The sequence below is a fragment of the Paenalcaligenes suwonensis genome (assembly GCF_011290505.1).
GTDB lineage: Bacteria > Pseudomonadota > Gammaproteobacteria > Burkholderiales > Burkholderiaceae_B > Paenalcaligenes > Paenalcaligenes suwonensis.
The window spans coordinates 19,659-42,393 of the sequence record NZ_JAANPV010000010.1 but is presented as its reverse complement, the minus strand read 5'-3'; the positions used below and the strand labels follow the sequence as shown (position 1 = coordinate 42,393).

The 22,735-nt window shown below is 50.1% G+C and carries 18 protein-coding genes and 1 tRNA gene; 9 read left to right on the top strand and 10 right to left on the bottom strand.

Annotation, left to right across the window (positions count from 1 at the left end; genetic code table 11):
* Positions 1–65: 65 nt before the first annotated feature.
* The gene (locus GY634_RS14480) at positions 66–1,985 is read right to left on the bottom strand and encodes a DUF294 nucleotidyltransferase-like domain-containing protein (RefSeq protein ID WP_166409442.1); all 1,920 of its coding nucleotides are present in this window, start codon (positions 1,983–1,985) and stop codon (positions 66–68) included.
* 87 nt (positions 1,986–2,072) lie between these two features.
* On the opposite strand from GY634_RS14480, the gene GY634_RS14475 reads away from it, so the two are divergent.
* Positions 2,073–5,504, top strand: a complete 3,432-nt coding sequence (locus GY634_RS14475) for a hybrid sensor histidine kinase/response regulator (RefSeq protein WP_166409441.1) — start codon at positions 2,073–2,075, stop codon at positions 5,502–5,504.
* 57 nt (positions 5,505–5,561) lie between these two features.
* On the opposite strand, the gene GY634_RS14470 is transcribed toward GY634_RS14475, so the two are convergent.
* From GY634_RS14470 to GY634_RS14460, 3 genes are all read right to left on the bottom strand, one after another.
* Positions 5,562–6,221: a response regulator transcription factor gene (locus GY634_RS14470; protein WP_166409440.1), complete on the bottom strand. Its 660-nt coding sequence runs from the start codon at positions 6,219–6,221 to the stop codon at positions 5,562–5,564.
* Positions 6,222–6,340: 119 nt separating this feature from the next.
* Positions 6,341–8,005: a cation acetate symporter gene (locus GY634_RS14465; RefSeq protein WP_166409439.1), complete on the bottom strand. Its 1,665-nt coding sequence runs from the start codon at positions 8,003–8,005 to the stop codon at positions 6,341–6,343.
* Entirely contained in the window at positions 8,002–8,313 is a 312-nt protein-coding gene (locus GY634_RS14460; protein WP_166409438.1) for a DUF485 domain-containing protein, read from the bottom strand. The genes GY634_RS14465 and GY634_RS14460 overlap by 4 nt, the downstream gene beginning before the upstream one ends.
* 231 nt (positions 8,314–8,544) lie before the next feature.
* On the opposite strand from GY634_RS14460, the gene GY634_RS14455 reads away from it, so the two are divergent.
* Positions 8,545–8,832: a hypothetical protein gene (locus tag GY634_RS14455; protein ID WP_166409437.1), complete on the top strand. Its 288-nt coding sequence runs from the start codon at positions 8,545–8,547 to the stop codon at positions 8,830–8,832.
* Between the two features lie 204 nt (positions 8,833–9,036).
* On the opposite strand, the gene GY634_RS14450 is transcribed toward GY634_RS14455, so the two are convergent.
* Complete coding sequence (locus GY634_RS14450; RefSeq protein WP_166409436.1) at positions 9,037–9,762, bottom strand: Smr/MutS family protein; 726 nt, start codon at positions 9,760–9,762, stop codon at positions 9,037–9,039.
* The gene (gene trxB, locus GY634_RS14445; RefSeq protein ID WP_166409435.1) at positions 9,749–10,708 is read right to left on the bottom strand and encodes a thioredoxin-disulfide reductase; all 960 of its coding nucleotides are present in this window, start codon (positions 10,706–10,708) and stop codon (positions 9,749–9,751) included. Before trxB ends, GY634_RS14450 begins: the two co-directional genes overlap by 14 nt.
* A gap of 46 nt (positions 10,709–10,754) precedes the next feature.
* Here trxB and GY634_RS14440 point away from each other — a divergent pair, with 46 nt between their 5' ends.
* Genes GY634_RS14440 through serS form a run of 4 tightly spaced genes read left to right on the top strand, consistent with a single transcriptional unit; the run spans position 10,755 to position 16,511 of the window.
* Positions 10,755–13,148, top strand: coding sequence for a DNA translocase FtsK (locus GY634_RS14440; RefSeq protein ID WP_166409434.1), 2,394 nt, complete (start codon positions 10,755–10,757; stop codon positions 13,146–13,148).
* The gene (lolA, locus tag GY634_RS14435) at positions 13,138–13,761 is read left to right on the top strand and encodes an outer membrane lipoprotein periplasmic chaperone LolA (RefSeq protein WP_341352831.1); all 624 of its coding nucleotides are present in this window, start codon (positions 13,138–13,140) and stop codon (positions 13,759–13,761) included. The genes GY634_RS14440 and lolA overlap by 11 nt, the downstream gene beginning before the upstream one ends.
* A 15-nt stretch (positions 13,762–13,776) precedes the next feature.
* Positions 13,777–15,132 carry a replication-associated recombination protein A gene (locus tag GY634_RS14430; protein WP_166409432.1) on the top strand — a complete coding sequence of 452 codons (1,356 nt, stop codon included), beginning with the start codon at positions 13,777–13,779 and terminating at the stop codon, positions 15,130–15,132.
* A 47-nt stretch (positions 15,133–15,179) separates the two neighbouring features.
* Entirely contained in the window at positions 15,180–16,511 is a 1,332-nt protein-coding gene (serS, locus tag GY634_RS14425; RefSeq protein WP_166409431.1) for a serine--tRNA ligase, read from the top strand.
* Positions 16,512–16,566: 55 nt separating this feature from the next.
* Here the strand turns inward: serS and GY634_RS14420 are convergent, their stop codons facing one another.
* Together GY634_RS14420 and GY634_RS14415 are read right to left on the bottom strand one after the other, a co-directional pair.
* A complete protein-coding gene (locus tag GY634_RS14420) occupies positions 16,567–16,911 on the bottom strand; it encodes a hypothetical protein (RefSeq protein ID WP_166409430.1) in 345 nt (114 codons plus the stop codon).
* A gap of 164 nt (positions 16,912–17,075) precedes the next feature.
* Positions 17,076–18,323, bottom strand: a complete 1,248-nt coding sequence (locus GY634_RS14415) for an NAD(P)/FAD-dependent oxidoreductase (RefSeq protein WP_166409429.1) — start codon at positions 18,321–18,323, stop codon at positions 17,076–17,078.
* A 259-nt stretch (positions 18,324–18,582) separates the two neighbouring features.
* Here GY634_RS14415 and GY634_RS14410 point away from each other — a divergent pair, with 259 nt between their 5' ends.
* Entirely contained in the window at positions 18,583–19,215 is a 633-nt protein-coding gene (locus GY634_RS14410) for a LysE family translocator (RefSeq protein WP_166409428.1), read from the top strand.
* Between the two features lie 83 nt (positions 19,216–19,298).
* Here the strand turns inward: GY634_RS14410 and GY634_RS14405 are convergent.
* A tRNA-Ser gene (locus tag GY634_RS14405) sits at positions 19,299–19,388 on the bottom strand.
* Positions 19,389–19,602: 214 nt separating this feature from the next.
* On the opposite strand from GY634_RS14405, the gene GY634_RS14400 reads away from it, so the two are divergent.
* Both GY634_RS14400 and yaaA read left to right on the top strand, forming a co-directional pair.
* Positions 19,603–20,385, top strand: a complete 783-nt coding sequence (locus tag GY634_RS14400; RefSeq protein ID WP_166409427.1) for a 3-hydroxybutyrate dehydrogenase — start codon at positions 19,603–19,605, stop codon at positions 20,383–20,385.
* A 20-nt stretch (positions 20,386–20,405) separates the two neighbouring features.
* Positions 20,406–21,185 (top strand): peroxide stress protein YaaA, encoded by a 780-nt coding sequence (yaaA, locus tag GY634_RS14395; protein WP_166409426.1) that lies wholly within the window; start codon positions 20,406–20,408, stop codon positions 21,183–21,185.
* Between the two features lie 50 nt (positions 21,186–21,235).
* Here the strand turns inward: yaaA and GY634_RS14390 are convergent, their stop codons facing one another.
* Entirely contained in the window at positions 21,236–22,651 is a 1,416-nt protein-coding gene (locus GY634_RS14390) for an amidase (RefSeq protein WP_166409425.1), read from the bottom strand.
* Positions 22,652–22,735: the final 84 nt, after the last annotated feature.

Below are 22,735 nucleotides of genomic sequence, written 5' to 3'. Positions count from 1 at the left end.
CTAATTCTGTTTTAAAGCGAATTTGTGCTTTCGTAAATACACCTTTAGTTAGAGTGCCTGTTTTTTTATAGCTGATAGCGATGGCGGAGTAAATCTTGCAGATGTTTGGCTTGGCGCAAGGACTCCCGCAACATGCGGCGCTCAAGGGGATTCAGCTCGGCGGTGGGGAGCTGATTATTGAGAGGCTGATTCTGCTGCGTTTGGCGCAGATGCAGCTGTAAGCGTAACAATTGTAGATAGCTGTAGGCATCGTGAAAAGCGTTTGCGTCATTTGTGGTGAAGATGCCGTGTTCACCCAATTGGTGCAAACGCTCTAGTGTGGATGCTTCACTAATACCATTGCTGAGGGCGAAAATACGCACGCTGTCTACAAAGGGGCTAAGGGCACCAGCCTTAAGGTCTACTACCGGCTCATTGGCCTGTAATAAGCTCCCTAGGCGTTGTAGAAGGCCTTGCAAGGGTAAGCGGTAACGTAGTGCGTTGTTGGCCATCATGCGCTGAAACTGTGGGCTGTCAGTAACCATGGCTAAAAGCTCAGGCAGCAACATGTCCACACCATGTTGATCCCCCCATAGGGCGCGTAGGTCGAAAAAAATACTGCCTTGTAACAGGTGCGTGGGGTCGGGTTGCAAAATAATGTGGCGAAACTTGTGTAGCCATTCTTCCGCAGATAAACACAAGGCCGGGTTACTGGCCATGATGTTCCCTGTGCACAGAGTTAGCCCACAACTGTCTAAGGCATGATTAATATGGTTAGCAACGGGTAATAGCAAGGTTCTGCATGCATCCGACGACATGCCTTCTGGTGGATAAAACAGCAGGCCGTTGTCTTGGTCAGTCAGCAAGGTCTGTTCGTGACGTCCTTCACTACCAAAAGACAGCCAACAAAAGCGGGGCAGCTCAGTAGGTTGTTCGGCTAACGTCAGCTCAATAACGCGTATGGTGCTATGGTCATTCAGCTGCGTAATCAGGTGCGTGATCTGCGTGGCACTGGCTTCGTTGGCCAGCATGGCTTGTACCAAGCGTGGAATGCGTAGCCGTAGTTGCTGTAGGTCGGCTAGGGTGTCGGCATGACGTAGGGCACGCGAGAGCTGCACCAGATTAATGCGTTGTAAGTCGAATAAGTCTCGCTCAGACAGCACACCTACCAGCCGTTGCCCCTCACATACACAAATATGTCCTATATGGTGCTGAATCATCAGCATGGCCGCATCGTAGGCGGTGTGCCGAGGGCTTAAGTAAAACGGTGACTGCGTCATTAATTGCCCAATGGGCTGATCACGTTCGGCAAGATTTTGGCTAAATACCCGGCGTAAATCCCTCAGCGTGAAGATACCTTGCAGATGGTGGTTGGGGTCGGTAATCGCCACGCTGCTGATATTATGCTCGTGCATCATCGCGACCACTTCAGCCAAACTGTTTTCAGCATGACAGCTAATGGGAGCATGCTGAACAAAGTGAGCTAAAGGGGTATTTAAGCTGGTGTCAGGGTGCTGTTCTTGCCAATGTTGTAAGCGTGCCTGTTTGCGCAGTTTGTCTAGCAGCACAGCACTGCCTTCTTGCATGAAAAGCTTGAAGGGCTCTGATTCGCTTAGCAGGTGTGTAAAAGCATCGCGCGGCAGCAGTAAGCAGGTGCATGCACTTTGCGCAATGTAATGGGTACGGGTAGCACGCTCTTCCTGCAGAGCAACCAAGGGGAAGCTGTCACCGCTGCCTAAATAAAATGCTTGGTCATCAGGGATGGCGGAACGCTGGGCACAAATGGTACCCTCTATCAGTAAAAACCAGTGCTGAACTTGACCCATTTCAGGGGCAAGTACAATACTACCGGGTGTAAAGTGCTGTTGCTGACTGTGCGCAACCAGATACTGCAGATGAGGCGGCTGCATCTGGTTAAACGGCGCATGAGGCCGTAGTGCCTGAATAATAAATTGTTGTGCCTCGGATACCGAGGAAGGGATGGAGTCTGGTGCGTGGTGGTGCATGATGTAACCCCCTAGCTGTATAGCACTATTATTGCCGTTGACTTTCGATCCTGAGAACAACTACTACCAAAGTAGGAGACAAGCTTGATGGAACCGGCATGGGTGGTCCTAGCATCACTGGTCTATGCGGCGTTGTTATTTGCCATAGCGTGGATAGGAGACCGTCGACCTTTGTACCCACAACGACCATGGCTGAGGCCAGTGGTCTACAGTTTAGCGTTGGCTGTGTATTGCTCGTCGTGGACGTTTTACGGTGCCGTAGGTTCAGCCATGCGCTATGGCGTAGGCTTTTTACCCATCTACTTGGGGCCTATGTTGATGCTGCTTTTTGGCTGGCGCATTGTTGAGCGCTTGGCGTTAGTGGCTCAGTCACAAAACACCGTATCCATTGCTGACTTTATTGCTAACCGTTTTGGGCGATCTCAACGCTTAGCGGCTTTGGTGGCATTGATTGCAACGGTTGCCGCAGTGCCGTACTTGGCATTGCAATATAAAGCGGTAGCGCTCAGTTTGCGGGTGCTGACGGACACTGACATGTACACCAGCGTGTTGGGTGATCCTGCCTTATATGTGGCCATTTTAATGGCGCTTTTTTCTATTTTGTTTGGTACGCGTCAGGTGGATGCGACCGAGCATCGCCCGGGGTTGATGCTGGCTGTTGCCTTTGAATCTTTAGTGAAACTGGTGGCGCTCTTGGCGGTAGGCTTGTTTGCTGTCAGTTGGTTTGGTGGCAATGAACTCAACATGAACGAGGCCATTCACGAGTTATTGGTGAATGCGCCACCCATAGGGTTTGTGGGCCAAACCTTATTGGCCTTTGCGGCCATTCTTTGCTTGCCACGGCAGTTTCATGTGGCCATTGTGGAGTGTGGCGATGTCTCGGATATACGTAGAGCACGGTGGTTGTTTGGTGCTTATTTAGTCATTATTAGCTTAATGGTGCTGCCCATTGCGGCGGTAGGTGCCAGCATGTTGGGAGTGGATGGTATGGCACCCGACAGTTTTATGCTGCTGCTACCGCTATCCGAGAACCAGTTAGGCTTGGCGTTAATGGTGTACATAGGCGGATTTTCCGCGGCGACAGGGATGGTGATTGTGACCAGCGTAGCCCTGTCCACCATGATTAGTAATGACTTGGTGATGCCTTTTATGCTGCGCCGTGGCTGGGTGCAGTACGACCAAGGCAACGTGGCATCTACGGTGCTATGGATTCGACGTTTAGCCATTATGGCGTTGGCTGGTGCTGCCTATGGCTATTACATGTTAAGTAATACCGATACCGCCTTGGCGTCGTATGGTTTATTAGCCTTTGCCGCGGTAGCGCAGTTTGCACCGAGTTTGATCGGTGGTTTGTACTGGCGTGGTGCGAGTAGGCAAGGTGTAGAGGCAGGGTTGATTCTGGGTTTTGCCTTCTGGATATACACCTTGTTCCTGCCTGTACTAACTGAAGCCGGTTGGTTTAATGATCAGTGGTTAAGCAGAGGGCCGTGGGGGCTTAGCTGGTTACGTCCTACGCAGTTGTTTGGCCTTGGCGATTGGGATCCCTTAACCCATGGCACATTCTGGTCGTTGCTCTGTAACGTCAGCGCGTTCTTATGGGTATCGTTGCGTCGTAGACCAGGGTTAGGAGAGCGTTTGCGTGCTGAGCCTTTTTTAGACCCGTATGCCGAGCGTCAAAAACTTGCCCCACAACAGTGGTACGGCAGTTTGTTGGTGAACGATCTACTGGTGTTGGCCGAGCGTATTACGGGCGAGAAGATGGCGAATCGTGCGTTTAGGGATAGGGCCTTACAACGCAATCAAACCTTGTCCCCCGATTTGCGTGCCGATAGCGAATGGGTGCATTTTACAGAGCTATTGTTGGCGGCTGTAGTGGGGGCAGCATCTGCACGTTTGGCGATTACCAGTGCATTGCGTGGTTCGGGGATGGAGCTTGCCACCGTTGTGGCTGTACTAGACGAAGCCGGGCAGGCCTTACGCTTTAATCGCGATATTTTGATGAGCACGCTGGAAAACATCGATCAGGCGGTCAGTGTGGTGGATTCCCAAATGCGGCTAGTGGCGTGGAATCAAAACTATCAACAACTGTTTCGCTTTCCGGTAGGGATGCTCTATGTGGGCCGACCGGTTGAGGACTTGCTGCGCTTTAATGCCGAGCGGGGCAAGATCAATAGTGCAGCACATGATATGGATGAGGCCATACAGCGGCGCATTACTTTTATGCGCAATGGCTCTTCCTATGTGAGTCAGCGTACGCTGAACGATAAGGTAATTGAGCTTAGGGGGCGGCCCTTGCCTGGTGGTGGTTATGTGACCAGCTACAGCGACATTTCACATTACGTAAAGGTAGAGCGCGAGTTACGAGATATCAACGAAACACTAGAGCAGCGAGTAGCAGAGCGCACACGCGAAGCGGAAAAAGCGCAGGAATCTCGCACACGTTTCTTAACGGCCGTTAGCCACGACGTTTTACAGCCTATTAATGCAGCACGTCTGTTTGCATCAGCGCTGCGAGAGACGGATGAGGTAGAGGAAATGCCTAGACTGGCTGAACGCATTGATACCGCATTGCGTACGGCTGAAGATTTGTTGGAAGGGCTGCTGGATATCTCTAGGCTAGATGCAGGGGTGTTGAAGCCCGAAATAGAAGTGATCAACGTGTCTAAGCTGTTGCACCATTTGGCAGATCAATATGCGCCTATGGCCTTGAGGCGTGGGCTAAAGTTGCGTGTGCATGCGCCTACGGTGTATGTGCGTAGTGACTTACGTTTGCTGCGCAGAGTATTGCAGAACTTCTTAGCCAATGCACTGCGTTACACCAAGGAAGGTAGGATTGTGGTGGGGGCTAGACGGCAGGGTGAAAATATCGTGTTTCAAGTGTGGGATTCAGGGCAAGGTATTCCGCCACAGCACGTTAAACAAATTTACGCTGAGTTTCACCGCTACGAACAGCCTTTTGATTGGGATGGTAGAGGCTTAGGTTTAGGGCTGTCTATTTGTCAGCGTATTTCACTGTTGTTAGGCCATAAGTTGGATGCCGACTCAGAAGTAGGCAAGGGCAGTGTGTTTGCTATTTCCGTACCACGAGCTCCCGCACCAGCACAGCAGCCGCATACCGTAGTGTCAGATGCGGGTAATAGTGCACAGCCACTGAAAGGGTTGCGTGTGCTGTGTTTGGATAACGATCCCGATATTATTTCCGGTATGGAGGAACTGCTTTCGCGCTGGGGTGTGCACAGTATTATGGCGACTACCGTGGATCAGGCCTTAGAAAAAATGGCTGATGAACCGCATGTGTTATTAGCGGATTACCATCTGCACGACAGGCTAAATGGCTTGGAAGCACTAGAGCTATTAAGCAATATAGCGCCGGGTATTCCTGGTGTGTTGCTGACAGCGGATGGTAGTGACGAGCTTAAAACAGCTGCTAAACAAAAAGGGTATCCGGTGCTGACAAAGCCGGTAAAACCCGCTTCGTTACGGGCTTTCTTGTCGGCTCAGATGGGTAGGGTGACGTAGCTGCGCTATGTTTAGCAGGCTAGATGGCGGCGCATAGGTGCATAGCTTATGCGCCGTTTATTCGTCTACTAAGACCTGCTCTTTTTCTTGTAGCCCTAATTTGTTGGCGATGAGCACAGCTTGTGTTCTGTTTGATGCTCCTAGTTTGCGCAATATTGCCGTCATGTGCGCTTTAATGGTGGCTTCGGAAACACCCAGTTCGTGCGCGATTTGTTTGTTCAGTTGCCCCGTGCCCACCATTTGTAAAACGCGGAACTGTTGTGGGGTGAGCTCACGCAGTTGGGCGGCGGCGTGTTTTTCATCGGCATCTATACCGGGTATAGCGTGGCCTAACTCTGGGGCCCATGTGCCACCATTTAGAATTTCGCGTAGAGCCTCGCTAAGTGTGCTGGTATCCACAGATTTGGGGATGTAGCCCATCGCACCATGATCCAACGCGCGACGTATCAAGTGAGGGTCTTCATGCGCAGACACAACGACAATGGGTAGTGAGGGATAGTTCGCCCGTAAATGCACTAAAGCACTAAAGCCTATAGCTCCTGGGATATTTAAATCCAACAGCAGAAGGTCGGCGTCTGGTGTGTGTTCAACCAATTCGTAAAGGGCTGAAATACGATCTGCTTCGTGAATGGTAGTGCCAGGAAACAGGTTAGCCACGACGCCACGTAGAGCTTCGCGGAACAGGGGGTGATCATCAGCAATGAGTAGTTCGTTCATACCAGTGTGCTGCCATAAGGAAGTTGAGGTATTGTGCATAACTAAAGATAACAGATTTACAGAAAAAAGCAGGGTACCGAAGTACCCTGCTTGACAGTGCACAATGCCTGCTTTAGGACTTAGTGCTGGGATGCAGCTGAGGCACCAATACCGGTTTGACTGCGTACAGTCAGTGCATCAAATGCCGCTTTCTCTGTTTTGGCACGTTCGCTAGTATCGGTGATAGAGAAGAACCAGATCGCTAAGAATGCCAATGGGATAGACAGAATACCTGGGTTAGGGAAGGGGGTAATAGGTGTGGCGAAGCCAAACACATCTACCCATACTGTTGAACTGAGTACCACCCAGCCAGTGGCGACGATCAGACCCAAGAAGCCACCGATGGTTGCGCCCCGTGTCGTACAACCACGCCATGAAATGGACAGTACCAGCACAGGGAAGTTAGCACTTGCTGCAATCGCGAAAGCCAAGCCCACCATAAAGGCTACGTTTTGGTTTTCGAAAATAATACCCAGCAAGATGGCGAGCACACCCAACACAATGGTTGAAATACGAGAGATACGCATTTGGTCGCGTTCTGTAGCACGGCCTTTAGCAATCACGTTAGCGTACAAGTCGTGCGAAATTGCCGCTGCACCAGCCAGTGCCAAACCGGCTACCACCGCCACAATCGTCGCGAAGGTTACAGCAGCCAAGAAGCCCAGCAGAAGGTTGCCACCCACAGCATTCGCCAAGTGCACCGCCACCATGTTGGTACCACCAATTAGGTTGGTTAGCATGTTGAACTTACCGTCAGGGCCGGTGTGGAAGTACTCAGGGTGTTGCCACAACAGAGCGATAGCACCAAAACCAATAATGAAGGTCAGCAGGTAGAAGTAGCCAATAAAGCTGCTGGCGTAAATTACCGATTTACGAGCTTCTTTGGCATCGGCTACGGTAAAGAAACGCATTAGGATGTGGGGCAAGCCTGCAGTACCGAAGGCTAACGCAATACCCAAGGAAAGTGCGTTAAGTGGGTTGCTACTGACTTGTGAACCAGGAGCCAAAATTTTCGCACCGTCAGGGTGAACTTCCACCGCACGAGCCAAGATGGAGTCGATGTCCCAGCTAAAGGCTGCCAGTACCAAAATTACCATCAGCGTGGCACCAAATAGCATCAGTACGGCTTTAATGATCTGTACCCAAGTGGTGGCTGTCATGCCGCCAAAGGCTACGTAAATCATCATCAGACCACCTACGATCACGACGGCAACGTTGTAGTCCAAGCCAAACAACAGCACGATCAGCTTACCTGCACCTACCATCTGAGCGATTAGGTACAGCGCAATAATCAGCAGTGATGCGCTAGCAGCCAGAACACGCATAGGGGTTTGGGCCAAACGGAATGACGTGACGTCGGCGAAGTTGTAGCGACCTAAGTTACGTAGACGTTCAGCGACTAAGAACATCACTACAGGCCAGCCGAACAAGAAGCCAATGGCGTAAATAATGCCGTCAAAGCCGGACACATACACCATACCGGCAATACCCAAGAAGGACGCTGCGGATAGGTAGTCACCAGCAATTGCCAAGCCGTTTTGGAAACCAGTTAGGCCACCACCAGCCGTGTAGAAGTCAGATGTTGTACGTGTACGTTTAGCCGCCCACCATGTGATGACCATGGTCCCGGCGATAAAGATTAGGAACATGACGATGGCAGAGGTGCTGGTCGCACCTTGGGCTGCCATGACGGGGGTGCTCAGCAAACTGAGCATCAAAGCGATGGGAAGTACGTTTTTCTTCATGTTACATCCCTCACGATTTTTGCCAACAATGGATCAAATATCTTGTTGGAAATGTAGACGTAGATAGAAATCAGCACTACCGCACTGATGGCCACAAAAATGGCGGTCATAATGCCGATAGAGATAGTGAGGGAACCTACAGGCGAGCCAAATAACGTGGGATCAAAAGCCAGAGTCAGAATGAAACCAGCATAAATGACCAAGGTGATGAAGAAAAATATAAAGCTTAAGCGAGTCCTCCGTCGCAGCAGTTCCTGATAGGCAGGATGCTGCAACACCGCCGATACAACATCATTGGGTGATGCCATACTTGTCTCCTAATGGATGGATGTTTGTACATCTACCTTGGCTAGGTCGCCAAGTTTGACGCTTTATTGCGTTCTATGGCGTCCAATATAGAACGAGACTTTATTTGGTAATAGGCGACTTTGGTTGTATGTGGAAAACCCTGCATGGTTGTAAAGAAAGCGTCTTATTTACTGCATAGAATACAAGAGACTAATCGTAGTGTTGTGTAGTGCCATATCAGGAGGGCTGTAGTGAATCCATCATCAGAACACGCACGGCTCATTTGCTATTTGGAGCAGCATGTACACCACATCATTGTGCAAGCCAGTGGGCAAGTCATTGGATTACCTGTGCTTTACGATATGCAGCAAAAAAACACCTGGTCTATGGTGCAACAGGCTGATGTGTTGAAAGTGTGGGAAAAATACAGTGGTTGGGCCAAGCAACGTGGTGTAGTGGCAGACCCGCTGCTATTTGCGGTGTCGTATGTGAATCAGAATTTTGCAGCGACGTCATTGCAACGAGCTGTTTCAGGGTAGGAAAGTGATTTTCTGACCCTTCCTATCAGTGCATTCCCTAAGTGCTTTAGGTCATAAACTCATGCACAATACACTTCATGCAGGTGAGGAGACCAAAGCAGCCCAAAAAAAGGGCAACCACTCAGGTGGTATTTTAATAAAGCAGTATCTATAAAAACTAGAAAACGCAAAAAGGCCAGTGGAATAACCCACTGGCCTTTTTGCTTAATTGCGTCGTGTGCGTAGTAAAACTTTTACAGCACCTTTGCCGCCCTCTCTGGGACTGCACTCTACATAGGCCAACACGTCCTGCATTTGGCTTAACCAACGACGTACAACGGGCAGCAAAATTGGGCCTTCTTTATTGCTAGACCCGTAGCCTACTCCGTGTACGATACGTATGCATTTTAGATGGTGGTCCAAACAGTCTTGTATAAACTCATTGACCAGTAGTCTAGCCTCATCCAGACGTGCGCCATGCAAATCTAAGTTCGCCATAATCATCCAGCGACCTTGCTTTAAGTAGCGTAAGACGTCAGTGCCACAGGCGGGGCTGGAGTACTCGCACGGGTCTGACTCTAACCAGGCTGGCACATAGTGGTCCGATGTCAGTAGAGGTAGGGTGGGCAGTAGGTCCGGGCCAGTAGCATGTTGCAAGCGTTGCTGCTGTTGCGCCTTATCAATAGCCGTAGGTAATGGGCTTAGCTGATAGCGCTCAGTGGCTTTTAGAGGGATGTCATGGCGGGTTTCATGTTTAAACAGAGCTTGATCAGCAGCCGTTAATCCCGCCTCAGAAGGGTGGGCAGTATGAAGTAAGGCCGAGAAGGTACCGGGGGCAGCATCCGGCGTGAGAGCAGGTTCTTGCGCTTTGGCGCTAGAGCCTGCTTTCTGTTGTTGACGCAATGCACGTAATGCTGCCAGCCCACCTGCCGGCTTTTTACTGGCCTTCATTCTCCAGCCAACGCTGAGCATCTAAAGCCGCCATACATCCAGCACCTGCGCTAGTAATGGCTTGACGGTATACATCGTCTTGTACGTCACCCGCCGCAAATACGCCGGGAATGGATGTCATGGTTGCCATACCGCCGTGGCCCATACGGGTGCGGATATAGCCATTTTCCATGTCGATTTGGCCTTTGAAAATCTCGGTGTTAGGGTGGTGACCAATGGCAATAAAGGCACCCATTACATCTAGGGTTTCGGTATCACCCGTTTGGGTGTTGCGCAGTTTCACGCCAGTGACGCCAGTGTTATCACCCAGTACTTCTTCCAGTGTGCTGAAGAGCTTCAGGCGGATGTTGCCATTTTTCACACGCTCCATCAGTCTATCCGTTAGGATAGGCTCTGCACGGAAGGTGTCACGACGGTGAACAACGGTCACGGTTTTGCAGATGTTAGACAAGTACAGAGCCTCTTCTACGGCAGTGTTTCCGCCACCCACTACGATGACGTCTTGGTTTTTGTAGAAGAAACCATCGCAGGTCGCGCAGCCAGAAACCCCACGGCCCATAAAGGCTTGTTCGGATTCTAGGCCCAAGTACATGGCGGAGGCACCAGTGCTAATGATCAGGGCGTCGCAGGTGTACACTGCACCACTGTCACCATTCAAAGTGAAGGGGCGTTTGCTTAAGTCTACAGAGGTGATTTGATCGAATACCATTTCGGTTTCGAAACGTTCAGCATGCTGCTGGAATCGGGCCATCAAATCGGGGCCTTGAACGCCAGCGGCATCAGCAGGCCAGTTTTCCACATCAGTGGTGGTCATCAGTTGGCCGCCTTGTTCCATACCTGTAATTAACACAGGGTTCAGGTTGGCACGAGCTGCATAAATAGCAGCGGTGTAACCAGCAGGACCAGAGCCTAAAATGAGCACTTTTGCATGTTTGACAGTCGACATGACAGAAATTCCAGAAAATCAATAACCAGCCAATTATAATGAGTCCATGGCAAGATTACCCGCATCCTCTACTCGATCATCCAAAAACGTACGAAATGGTCCCTCAGCATTACAGTTGAGGTTGACTTCGTTAGCGCGTGAAGCGCGTTGGATTGTTTTTGTCTTATTGGCCGCTTGGTTAGGTTTAGTGCTGGCTACATGGAGCCCGCTAGACCCAGGTTGGTCACAGTCTGTTCACGCTGGCATCATCCAAAACAAAGGCGGTACCTTTGGTGCAAACGTGGCCGATGGCTTGTACTACCTATTTGGGTTTAGTGCGTGGCTATGGGTGGTGTTGTTAGCACAGCGCATTGGTGTGGCGTTTTACCGATTGACGCACATGATGATGCCGCAACAGGTGAAGGCTCCTGAATCACTACCCCGTGTGCGTTGGGAAGTGGGCGTAGGCTTTACGCTATTGTTGTTAGGCAGTATGGCGTTTGAAGCCATGCACTTCCAAGCATGGGGCGAAATTGCTCAACTACCTGCGGATGCAGGCGGCCCTATAGGCCAAATGCTCGCGAATTTCCTAGTGGTGACCTTAGGTAGCCCCGGTACAACGTTGTTGCTATTGGGGGCTATTTTGGTGGGTTCCAGCTTGTTCTTGGGTTTCTCGTGGCTGCATGTGGCCGAGAAAGTAGGCTGGTTGGTAGAAAAAATCTTCACGCGTGTGCTGGAGTTTAAGTCTGCACGTGAGGACCGCCGTATGGGCGAAGTGAAAAGCGCCGAACGCAAAGAGTCCGTTGCCACTAAGCAAGAAAAACTGGTGCACGATACACCAGTGCGTATTGAGCCCGCTATTACTTCGGTACCTAAGTCCGAACGCGTACAGCAAGAGAAACAACAAAAACTCTTTGTGGCACCGGTGCCTAAAGCTACAGGACAAAGCTCGGGTGATGGCGTACTACCTGAAGTGAGTTTGTTAGATCCAGCAGATGAAAACCAAGAAACCGTATCGGCTGAAACCTTAGAGTACACATCGCGCTTAATCGAGAAAAAGCTCTCTGACTTTGGTGTGACCGTGACAGTAGTGAGTGCACAGTCAGGGCCAGTCATTACGCGCTACGAGATTGAGCCAGCAACTGGGGTAAAAGGTAGCCAGATCGTGAACCTAGGCAAAGACTTGGCTAGGTCATTAAGCTTGGTCAATATCCGTGTGGTAGAAACTATCCCCGGTAAAAATCTGATGGGCTTAGAACTGCCAAACCCTAAGCGCCAAATGGTGCGTTTAGAAGAGATTATTGGCTCGCAAACCTATCACAACAGTGCATCGTTGCTCACGATGGTGCTGGGTAAAGACATTGCAGGTAACCCAGTGGTTGCCGATTTAGCGAGGATGCCGCACCTATTGGTGGCAGGTACTACTGGGTCAGGGAAGTCCGTCGGGATTAACGCCATGATTCTGTCCTTGCTGTATAAGGCAACGGCGGATGAGGTCAAACTGATACTGATTGACCCCAAAATGCTAGAGATGAGCGTATACGAAGGCATTCCTCATTTGTTAGCGCCCGTAGTGACAGACATGCGCCAGGCCGCTAATGCACTGAACTGGTGCGTGAACGAAATGGAACGTCGCTACCGTCTAATGAGTAAATTAGGTGTACGTAACTTAGCAGGTTTTAACGCCAAGATACGTGAGGCACAAAAGAAAGACGAAGTTATCCCTAACCCCTTCTCGTTAACCTCCGACGCTCCTGAGCCATTAAGTACCTTGCCATTTATTGTGGTGGTAATTGATGAGCTGGCCGACTTGATGATGGTGGCGGGCAAGAAAATCGAAGAGCTGATTGCTCGCTTGGCACAAAAAGCGCGTGCGGCAGGGATTCATTTGATTTTGGCTACACAGCGCCCCAGTGTGGATGTGATTACGGGCTTAATTAAAGCCAATATTCCTACCCGTATTTCCTTCCAAGTGTCGTCGCGCGTAGACTCACGCACCATTTTGGATCAGATGGGTGCAGAAACCTTATTGGGTCAGGGTGATATGTTGTACATGCCACCGGGCACAGGGTTGCCAGTACGCGTGCACGGTGCGTTTGTGCATGATGATGAAGTTCACCGTGTGGTGGATCATCTGAAAGAACATGGCGGCGAACCTAATTACGAAGATGGTATTTTGGATGGCATACAGCCGGGTGAAACAGGCGATGGTGTGAATGCCATTACGGGCATGGTCGATGCCGAGTCTGATCCCCTGTATGATCAGGCGGTGGCCATTGTGTTGAAAAATCGCAGGGCGTCCATTTCGTCGGTTCAGCGTCATTTACGTATTGGGTATAACCGTGCGGCACGACTGTTAGAGCAAATGGAAATGGCCGGTGTGGTGTCAGCCATGCAACCCAATGGTAATCGTGAAATATTAGCGCCGGCAGGAGTCGCAGCAGATGACGATGAGAATTAAGTCTTTGGTAGTGGCAGCGGTACTCAGCAGCGCCAGCGCGTTGGCGTGGGCCGAAGACGCCAGCATACAGCTACGTTCGTTTGTGAAAAACGTGCAAGCCGCAACCGGTGAGTTCACGCAACAAGTATTTAGTGCTCAAGGTGAGGCGCAAGCCGCTCAGCAGGGTGAGTTTGCCTTTCATAGGCAAGGCCAGTTTCGCTGGGAAGTGTTGCGCCCTTACGAGCAGTTGGTATTGTCTGATGGGCAGTTTGTGTATCAGTACGACCCCGATTTAATGCAAGTTACTCAACGCGGGGTAGATGAAGCCATCGGTACATCGCCTGCCGCCATCTTGTTTGGTTCTCGTCGTATTGACGATGCGTTTAACCTAACAGATTTACCTGATCGTGATGGTATGCAGTGGTTGCGTGCTCAACCACGCACATCAGATGCGGGTTTTGAGTATGTAGACATTGGGTTTAAAGATAATCTACCTACCGCGCTAGAGCTGCGTGACACCTTTGGCCAAACTACACGTATCAGCTTACGAGCCTTGCAGCCGCAAGAGAGCATTGCTGCTGAGCGTTTTCATTTTGTCGTACCAGAAGGGGTAGATCTGGTACGTATGCCGTGATGCAGTAAAAGGCGTATGAGCACAGATTTATTTTCTTCTAAAGGCGCAGAGGGCGCTGTCCCTAGCGTGTACGCACCGTTAGCGGAGCGCATGCGCCCTAACACCTTAGATCAGGTTGCAGGGCAGCAAGATTTGGTAGGGCCAGGCAAACCATTACGTGTGGCCTTTGAGTCTGGCAGGCCGCACTCCATGATTTTCTGGGGGCCGCCAGGGGTGGGGAAAACCACCTTGGCACGCATGATGGCGCAAGGCTTTGATGCCCAGTTTTTAGCAATTTCTGCTGTATTGGGCGGTGTTAAAGACATACGTGAAGCCGTCACCAAAGCGCAAGTGGCACAAGCACAAGGTAGGCGTACCATTTTGTTTGTGGACGAGGTACACCGCTTTAATAAATCACAGCAAGATGCTTTCCTGCCGTATGTGGAAAGTGGCCTCTTTACCTTTATTGGCGCCACCACAGAAAACCCCTCCTTTGAAGTGAACTCAGCCTTGTTGTCGCGAGCTCGCGTGTATGTGCTGCAGTCCTTAGCGCTGGAAGACTTACAGTCGTTGTTCGATAGAGCACTCATCGTGTTGAACGAAGAGGAGCGCTACGGTGGGCAACTGAGCTTTACTGAAGCCGCCCGAGGACAATTGTGTACATGGGCAGATGGTGATGCCAGACGCTTATTGAATACGATGGAAGTGGTGGCAGAGTCTGCTAATGGAGCAGGGCGTTTAGCCGTCGACGAGGAATGGCTAGAAACCGCTATGTCGCAAAACTTGCGACGTTTCGATAAAGGCGGTGATGCCTTTTACGATCAAATCAGTGCCTTGCATAAATCAGTGCGAGGCTCAGACCCCGATGCATCGCTGTATTGGTTTTGCCGCATGTTGGATGGCGGTGTAGACCCTAAATACTTATCGCGTCGCATCGTACGTATCGCGTGGGAAGACATAGGCTTAGCCGACCCACGAGCCATGCAAATTGCCAACGATGCCGCAGCGACCTATGAACGCTTGGGCTCACCTGAAGGTGAGTTAGCCTTAGCGCAGGCGTTGTTGTATTTGGCCATAGCCCCTAAAAGCAATGCTGGTTACATGGCTTATAACCAAGCGCGTCGCTTTGTGATGGATAAAGGTAGTGCACCAGTACCCATGCATCTACGTAATGCACCCACTAAGCTCATGAAAGAATTGGGTCATGGTAATCAGTATCGTTACGCACACGATGAGCCTAATGGCTATGCTGCGGGGGAGCGTTACTTCCCTGATGGTATGCAAGCGCGCTTTTATCAGCCTACCGATAGGGGGTTGGAAATTAAGATTGGTCAAAAACTGGCCCAGTTGAAAAGCTGGGATGCCGAAGCACGTCAGAAAAAACACAAATAAATTCGCTACAATGTAGCCAACGAATTTTTAATGGTACTTCTTCACCCATGCTAGATATCACCTTACTACGTAAAGATCTCCCCGCTGTTGTCGCTGCTTTGGCAACGCGTGGTGTAGCCTTTGATACAGAACGTTTTAACGACTTGGAAGCCAAGCGTAAGTCTGTACAGGTGGAAACAGAGACTTTGCAGGCCAGACGAAATGCGTTGGCTAAACAAATTGGTCAGCTTAAAGCCAAAGGTGAAGATGCGTCTGCGGTGATGGAAGAGTCCAAGCAGATTCCTCAGCGCTTACAAGAGTTAGAGCAGCAGTTATCTGCAGTACAGTCCGAGCTAACCGGTTGGTTGGAAAGTATTCCTAACACTCCCCACAGCAGTGTGCCTGTGGGTGAGTCTGAAGAGCAAAACGTAGAAGTTAGTCGTTGGGTGCCAGGTAATAGTGCGCCTGATGCAATTCCTGCGCCTTTTGCTTTCCCTGCTAAAGATCACGTAGAAATCGGTGAGCGCATCGGTTTGGATTTTGAGTCTGCTCGTAAACTGTCGGGTGCACGTTTTATGATGCTGCGTGGCAATATTGCCCGTTTGCACCGTGCGCTGGCTCAGTTCATGCTAGATGTACAAACTCAAGAGCACGGTTACACTGAGTGCTACACACCCTACATCGTGAACAGCTCTACGTTGTACGGCACAGGCCAATTGCCTAAGTTCAAAGAAGACATGTTCTGGGTGACTAAAGGTGGCCAAGACGAGGAAGGCGAAGAAAATACCGCTGAAGACCTGTACTTGATTTCCACTTCTGAAATCACACTAACCGGCACGGTGCGCGATGAAATTCTGCCTGAGCAAGATTTACCATTGAAAATGACAGCACACACACCTTGCTTCCGTTCTGAAGCCGGTAGTGGTGGTAGAGACATGCGTGGCATTATTCGCCAGCACCAGTTTGATAAAGTGGAAATGGTGCAAGTAGTGCATCCTGATCACTCGTACGAGGCGTTGGAAGCCATGCGCGGCCATGCAGAAAGCATTTTGCAACGTCTGGGCTTGGCATACCGTGTAGTGTCACTGTGCACAGGCGATATGGGCTTTTCGGCGGCTAAAACCTATGACTTAGAAGTATGGTTGCCAGCACAAAACACATGGCGCGAGATCTCTTCTGTTTCTAACTGCGAAGCCTTCCAAGCCCGTCGCTTGCAAGCCCGTTTCCGTGCTGATAAAGGTAGACCTGAATACGTGCACACGTTAAACGGTTCTGGTTTGGCTGTAGGTCGTGCATTGGTTGCTGTTCTGGAAAATTACCAGCAAGAAGATGGCTCCTTGCTAGTGCCAGAAGTATTGCGCCCTTATTTGGGTGGTCAAGAAGTAATGGCTACAGCGTAAGTACATCGTATGACATAAAAGAACCAGGCAATGCCTGGTTTTTTTATGTGTCTACTTATTTGATGGTGACTGGATAGTCTTTGGGTAAGGGTAGTAGTAAGGTACGCGGTTTGGCTGTGGCTGCAGGCTTATTGCCGCGCGATACTAGCCATAAGAATAGGCAAATCCAGAACAGTAGCGTAATAGCCTTTGTGGGTACGGTATTTAAACTGGAATAACCTGTACTGGCCGATGCTTGCACATGTAAAAGCGTCGCAAGGGCAGGAAATTGGCCAATGGCTTCTAAGAGCAGATTGCCAGGAAGCTGGAAAGCCCATCGTACAGTTTCCCACATTTCCCACATGCTGAATTTCCCATCACCGTTGATATCCATCGACCATTGTAGAGAGCGGATATACATGACAACCTCCTATCAGAAGTAAGGTATAGGCATGGACTGATCAGTGTTTTACAGCACCTTTAAAACTACTATATACCTGATATGTATGAAGAAAATACAGGTTTACCCTAGATAAAAAAAGACCCGCAGGGAGCGGGTCTTTTTTAGTGTGGCAGTGTTTGATCTTACGCAAATCGGTCTGATCGGAACGGCTGAGGATTGATATAAGGCGTATCGCCTTCCATCATTTCGGCCATTAATCTACCGGTTGCAGGCCCTAAGGTGAAACCTTGGTGGGCATGACCAAAGGCCAACCACAGTTGTTGGTGGGCATGGGCTGCACCAATCACGGGTTTCATGTCAGGCATGCAAGGTCTGGAACCAAACCATGGTTGTGGTTCTATGCCCTCACGCAAGGCTGGCATGATTTCTCGTGCCAGTTTTTCGTCTTCAGTAATTTGGTCTGTACGCACTGGGTCGGTCATCAGTGCAAACTCGGCACCAGTAGTTAAACGCACGCCAGCTTGCATAGGGCCTAGTACAAAGCCTTTATCGTTATCGATGACGCTGTGGTTCAGTACGGCACCTTCTGCCAATTTGTAGTGGCGGTGATGGCCACGTAATGGGAAGAGGGGGAAGTCATAGCCTAAAGGTTTCAGCAACTCGGCAGACCATGGGCCTGCGGCTACCACCAAGTTAGCAGCGCGTAAGGTACCGTCTGATGTAGACACTACCCATTCATCACCTTCTTTGCGTATGGCTTGAATTTCGCTTTGTTGCAGCGTACCGCCATTATCCGCAAAGTTCTTGGCGTAGGCTTTGACTAGCCCACTAGGGTTTACAACTTGCCACGAGTTAAGCCAATGAATAGCACCGGCGTACACAGAAACGTTTAAGCTGGGTTCGGCCTCTTGCAGGGCTGCTTTATCTAGTGACTTAAACTCCACACCATGGTGGGTGGCTTTTTCAGCCGCATGCAAACCTTCTTGCCAACTTTTGTGGCTGCGGTGTGTTTGAATCCAACCCACTTTACGGACTAGGTCGCTCGCGCCTGCTGCCGTAAACATACGTTCATGTTCTGTGGTGCAGTGTTCAATGAGAGTGGCCCACTCTTTGACGATTTGGCCGAAGCGCTCGGGCGCTGAATTTTTCCAATATTGCATCAGCGGGCTGGCATAGTGCAGCATCGCGCCGGGACGGTAACGAATATCTGTACTTTGATTAGGCAGAATACGCAGAATTTCGGAAAGCTCGCGAGGAAAACTATGCGGGTAAATCGCTTCGCGTTGAATCAGCCCAGCATTACCGTAAGAGGTTTCTTCACCAGGAGCTTTACGGTCTACCAATGTTACGGTATGGCCTCGTTGGTTCAAATGCCAAGCGATGGAGGTACCCACCATGCCAGCACCGATTACGATGGTTTCTTTTTTCATGAAGTAATTATTCCATTAGCCACTAAAAAGAGCTCAGACACGAGGAAGGCCTATTTACCTTACCAACCGCTGCAATATTGAGCTTATTCGTCATTTTACACGTATTGAAACAGCCTGTAGCGTCAGAGTAGGGAGTTTTTATCCTCGTAAATAGAGGAAAATAAGCCCTAAACCAAGGTGGCTAGACAGCCAGCAGGAGTATCTTTACAGTGATGTCAGCACACTTTTTCATGATTTTTATGGCGACTAAACGATGCTCATGCCTATTTCTGTAGACCAATTCTGGGCGTTCTTATTAACAGCAGTAGCGGTGACGGCATCTCCTGGCCCTGATAATTTAATGGTGCTGGGCATGGGAATGTCTAAAGGACGCCGCTACGGCATGGTGTTTGGCTTGGGCTGCGCCTTAGGGTGCTTGAGTCATACTGTCTTGGCAGTGTTGGGCGTTAGTGCATTGGTCATGGCATCTCCTACGGCTTTTACCGTACTCAAAATTGCGGGTGGTATGTATTTGGTGTGGCTGGGTATTCAAGCGTTGCGCAGTAATGGGCAAGCACAGGCCCTGCGCACTGAGGTACAGCTTTCTATGCGAAAGCTATTTCTGAAGGGATTGGTGGCCAATGCCATTAATCCTAAAGTGGTAATGTTCTTTCTGGCATTTTTGCCGCAATTTGTACAGCCACAACAAGGCAGTGTCAGCGCACAGATGGCTGTGCTAGGTGTGATCTTTACCGTGCAGGCTGCGGTGTTATTTGTGACACTGGGCTTTTTTGCGGGCAGTGTAGGGCAGTGGCTAACAAGACGACCGCGTGCTGGTGTATGGCTGGATAGATTGGCAGGTGGGATTTTTGTTGGGCTGGGGCTGCGCTTGTTGTTTGCTAAGGCTAACTAGATCCGCAATAGGGACTACACAATAAAAAACACCCCAAAGTCGACAATATCGATTTTGGGGTGTTTTTTAGTACAGCAATGTCTTGGCGGGCAGGGTGAGATTCGAACTCACGATACGTTTGCACGTATACCGAATTTCGAGTCCGGCGCATTCGACCACTCTGCCACCTGCCCGCTGGTATCCTAAGACAAGAAAAGAATTCTAGCAGGGTTTTTATTATTTGGCTACTTGTAAGCGATGAGGTGGGCGCTAAGGTTAAGGACTGCGTAGCGCGCACGCCGCTAGTGGTTAGTGCTTACGGTTTTTAGCAGCGTAAAACAGTAGGCAAGCATTTGTGTGTAGAATTCTGGGATGTGTATAGGATTTTGAACGGTTAAAGGAGCACATATGTTAAGTGGAAGAACGGCTGTAGTGACGGGGTCAACTAGCGGTATAGGGTTGGCGATAGCGCAAGGGCTGGCGGCACAAGGTGCCAACATAGTGCTAAATGGATTTGGTGATAAGGCGGAGATTGAAAAGCTGCGCATCAATATAGAGCTGCAAAGCGATGTTAAAGCGATTTATTTGCCAGCGGACTTAAGTACAGCCGAAGGCGCGCGTGAGCTGATCAGCCAGGCGCAAGAGCAGATGGGCAGCGTGGATATTCTGGTGAACAACGCGGGTATTCAGCATACAGATTCCGTTGAAGAGTTTCCTGTCGAGCGCTGGGATGCCATTATTGCGTTGAACCTATCTGCCGTATTTCATACCAGTGCGGCCGCTTTGCCTGCGATGCAAGCCAAGGGCTGGGGGCGCATTATTAACATTGCGTCGGCACATGGGTTAGTCGCGTCTGTACACAAATCAGCCTACGTGGCGGCGAAACATGGTGTGGTGGGGCTAAGCAAAGTGATTGCGTTGGAAAACGCTGGTAAAGGCATTACGTGTAATGCGATTTGCCCTGGTTGGGTACGTACGCCATTGGTGGAAAAACAAATTGAAGCTTTAGCGAAAGCGAATCAAACCGATATAGAAACAGCCGCTAAAGCACTGTTAGCCGAAAAGCAGCCTTCTTTGCAGTTTGTGACGCCAGAGCAATTAGCGGGCGCTGCTGTATTCTTGTGTACGGATTCAGCCGATCAAATGACCGGCACTACACTGACCTTAGATGGTGGTTGGACTGCCCGTTAAGTTTTTTGTGAGAGACATTTATGTTGTTTGTACTTTCGCCAGCAAAAAAGCTGGACTATGACTCACCTGTACGCACCACGGAATACACGCAGCCTTTATTCGTAGAGCAAGCCAAGGCGTTAATCGAGATTATGCGTGGTAAAAGCGAAGCTGAAATTGCGAGCTTAATGAGCATTAGCAAAGATTTGGCAACGCTGAATGCAGAGCGTTACGCGCAGTGGCAGCCTACGTTCTCATTGCAGAACTCTAGGCAAGCTATCTTGGCATTTAATGGTGATGTGTACGAGGGTTTACGTGCCGAGGAATTATCCGATAAACAGTTGCAGTGGGCTCAACAGCATTTAGTGTTATTAAGCGGTTTATATGGCGCTTTACGTCCATTAGACTTAATGCAGCCTTATCGCCTAGAAATGGGGACACGTTTGCAAAACCCTAATGGGGCAAATTTGTACGCCTTCTGGGGGGATACTATTGGTCGCTACTTGGCAGAGCGTTCAGCAGAAGATTCTGGTGATAAGGTTTTAGTGAACTTGGCATCAGAGGAATACTTTAAAGCGGTAGACCTTAAGGCAGCGGGTATGCCTGTGGTGCAGTGTGTGTTCCAAGACGAGAAAAATGGTGCTTGGAAGATCATCAGTTTTTATGCCAAAAAAGCACGTGGCTTGATGATGCGTTATGCCATTGATAATGGTGTCACTACCGTAGAAGGGCTGAAAGGTTTTACTACAGCGGGCTACGCCTACCAGCCAGAGCTGTCGTCAGACACCAAGCTGGTGTTCCGACGCCCAGAACAGCGTTAATAAGCAAACCCGTCAAGCCTAGTTCATGGCTTGACGGGGCTTTAGCTCATTTAAGCAATCGCACGTAAATCAGGGCGATCCGCTTCTCCTAGTAGTTGCTCTATGGCACATGACATGGCCAAGATTTCTGCATCATTACCGGCAGAGGCCATCAGTTGTAAGCCCACAGGCAACGCTCCACTGCGATCCTTCAATGGTATAGACACTGCGCACTGCTCCAAGTAGTTGGAGGGCTGTGTGTTTTGAGTCATGCCCAGTGCTAAGGTGAGCGCTTGTTGTGGTTGATCAAACTCGCTTAGCAACGGTGCCGCAACGGTAGTCACGGGGCTAATCCATGCATCAAAACCGCGGAAGCGTTCTTTGACGCGTTGAATACTGGCTTGGCGTTTGGCCTCTAGAGCGAGGAAATCAGCGGCTTTGCTGTGCAGGCCTGTTTCCATGCGCGTGCGAATGACAGGATCAATGTGCTGTTTGTTGGCTTCAAAAAAATCAGCACCTAAGGCGGCAATCAGTGATGCCGGCATCGTTAACGGAAAGTAGTGTTGGCGTTCGGAGGCCTCTGGGATTTGAATGGCGTCAATGCGACATCCGGCTTGCTTGAGTTTACTGGCTGCCTTGTCGTAGCTTTTAGCTACGTCGTCGGATAGTCCATCAAAGAAGTGATGATCAGGTTGTCCTAAGCGCAAACGGTCTAAGCACGGTAGATTGGTGTTAGCGTGGTAGCGGTAGCCAAAGAGTTGAGCAGAAATGGTGTGAAAGGCGACTTGAGCATCCGCCGCTGTACGTGTGAGCAAACCAATGGTGTCTACACGAGGGTCAAGGGCTACGACTCCTTCGGTGGGCCATAAGCCAAATGAGGTTTTAAGGCCAAAAATACCGTTAAAGGCGGCGGGGACACGCACCGATCCACCTGAATCAGATCCTATGGCCAAGGCGCACATACCTGAAGCCACAGCAACGGCAGAGCCGGAACTAGAGCCGCCAGGAATACGATGCTGCGTTAAATCCCATGGGTTATGTGGCGTGCCGCGCGATTCTGAAACCCCCGTAATCCCCAAGCAGAATTCTACAGTTTTGGTTTTGCCTAGCAGTACACAACCTGCTTTACGTAGGGCTTGTACAAAAGGGCCCTCGGTGTCTGAGCGCATACTGCTAATGTCTACATTGCTACCCGCTTTGGGGGCGGGGAAGCCTCGAATCGTAAATACATCTTTGATCGCAATAGGCAATCCCATGAGTGGGCCTAAATCTGTACCCGCCGCGAGTAAGCTATCCATGGCGCGTGCGCTGGCTATGGCTCCTTCGGCATCAACGAACTCAAAAGCGTGCAGGCTAGGGTCCAGCTTTTTGATACGTTCCAAATAGCGGATGGTCACATCTTCTGAGCGAAGAGCGCCGGAACGCAGTGCGTGAGCAAATTGCTCTAGTGACATATTTTCAAGGGGATTGGGTAGTAAGGCCGTCATGTAAAACCTGCTAGTCAGAGTAGGAGCGGAAGGCTCTTTGTAGCGTAAGACTAAAGTCTTACCTATTGGTATTGCCCCTGATTA

What these genes read in the sequence shown, in the direction of transcription:
- GY634_RS14480 (WP_166409442.1), bottom strand. Translation starts at nt 1,985, where the DNA reads ATGCACCACCACGCACCAGACTCCATCCCTTCCTCGGTATCCGAGGCA.
- GY634_RS14475 (WP_166409441.1), top strand. Translation starts at nt 2,073, where the DNA reads ATGGAACCGGCATGGGTGGTCCTAGCATCACTGGTCTATGCGGCGTTG.
- GY634_RS14470 (WP_166409440.1), bottom strand. Translation starts at nt 6,221, where the DNA reads ATGAACGAACTACTCATTGCTGATGATCACCCCCTGTTCCGCGAAGCT.
- GY634_RS14465 (WP_166409439.1), bottom strand. Translation starts at nt 8,005, where the DNA reads ATGAAGAAAAACGTACTTCCCATCGCTTTGATGCTCAGTTTGCTGAGC.
- GY634_RS14460 (WP_166409438.1), bottom strand. Translation starts at nt 8,313, where the DNA reads ATGGCATCACCCAATGATGTTGTATCGGCGGTGTTGCAGCATCCTGCC.
- GY634_RS14450 (WP_166409436.1), bottom strand. Translation starts at nt 9,762, where the DNA reads ATGAAGGCCAGTAAAAAGCCGGCAGGTGGGCTGGCAGCATTACGTGCA.
- trxB (WP_166409435.1), bottom strand. Translation starts at nt 10,708, where the DNA reads ATGTCGACTGTCAAACATGCAAAAGTGCTCATTTTAGGCTCTGGTCCT.
- GY634_RS14440 (WP_166409434.1), top strand. Translation starts at nt 10,755, where the DNA reads ATGGCAAGATTACCCGCATCCTCTACTCGATCATCCAAAAACGTACGA.
- lolA (WP_341352831.1), top strand. Translation starts at nt 13,138, where the DNA reads ATGAGAATTAAGTCTTTGGTAGTGGCAGCGGTACTCAGCAGCGCCAGC.
- GY634_RS14430 (WP_166409432.1), top strand. Translation starts at nt 13,777, where the DNA reads ATGAGCACAGATTTATTTTCTTCTAAAGGCGCAGAGGGCGCTGTCCCT.
- serS (WP_166409431.1), top strand. Translation starts at nt 15,180, where the DNA reads ATGCTAGATATCACCTTACTACGTAAAGATCTCCCCGCTGTTGTCGCT.
- GY634_RS14420 (WP_166409430.1), bottom strand. Translation starts at nt 16,911, where the DNA reads ATGTATATCCGCTCTCTACAATGGTCGATGGATATCAACGGTGATGGG.
- GY634_RS14415 (WP_166409429.1), bottom strand. Translation starts at nt 18,323, where the DNA reads ATGAAAAAAGAAACCATCGTAATCGGTGCTGGCATGGTGGGTACCTCC.
- GY634_RS14410 (WP_166409428.1), top strand. Translation starts at nt 18,583, where the DNA reads ATGCCTATTTCTGTAGACCAATTCTGGGCGTTCTTATTAACAGCAGTA.
- GY634_RS14400 (WP_166409427.1), top strand. Translation starts at nt 19,603, where the DNA reads ATGTTAAGTGGAAGAACGGCTGTAGTGACGGGGTCAACTAGCGGTATA.
- yaaA (WP_166409426.1), top strand. Translation starts at nt 20,406, where the DNA reads ATGTTGTTTGTACTTTCGCCAGCAAAAAAGCTGGACTATGACTCACCT.
- GY634_RS14390 (WP_166409425.1), bottom strand. Translation starts at nt 22,651, where the DNA reads ATGACGGCCTTACTACCCAATCCCCTTGAAAATATGTCACTAGAGCAA.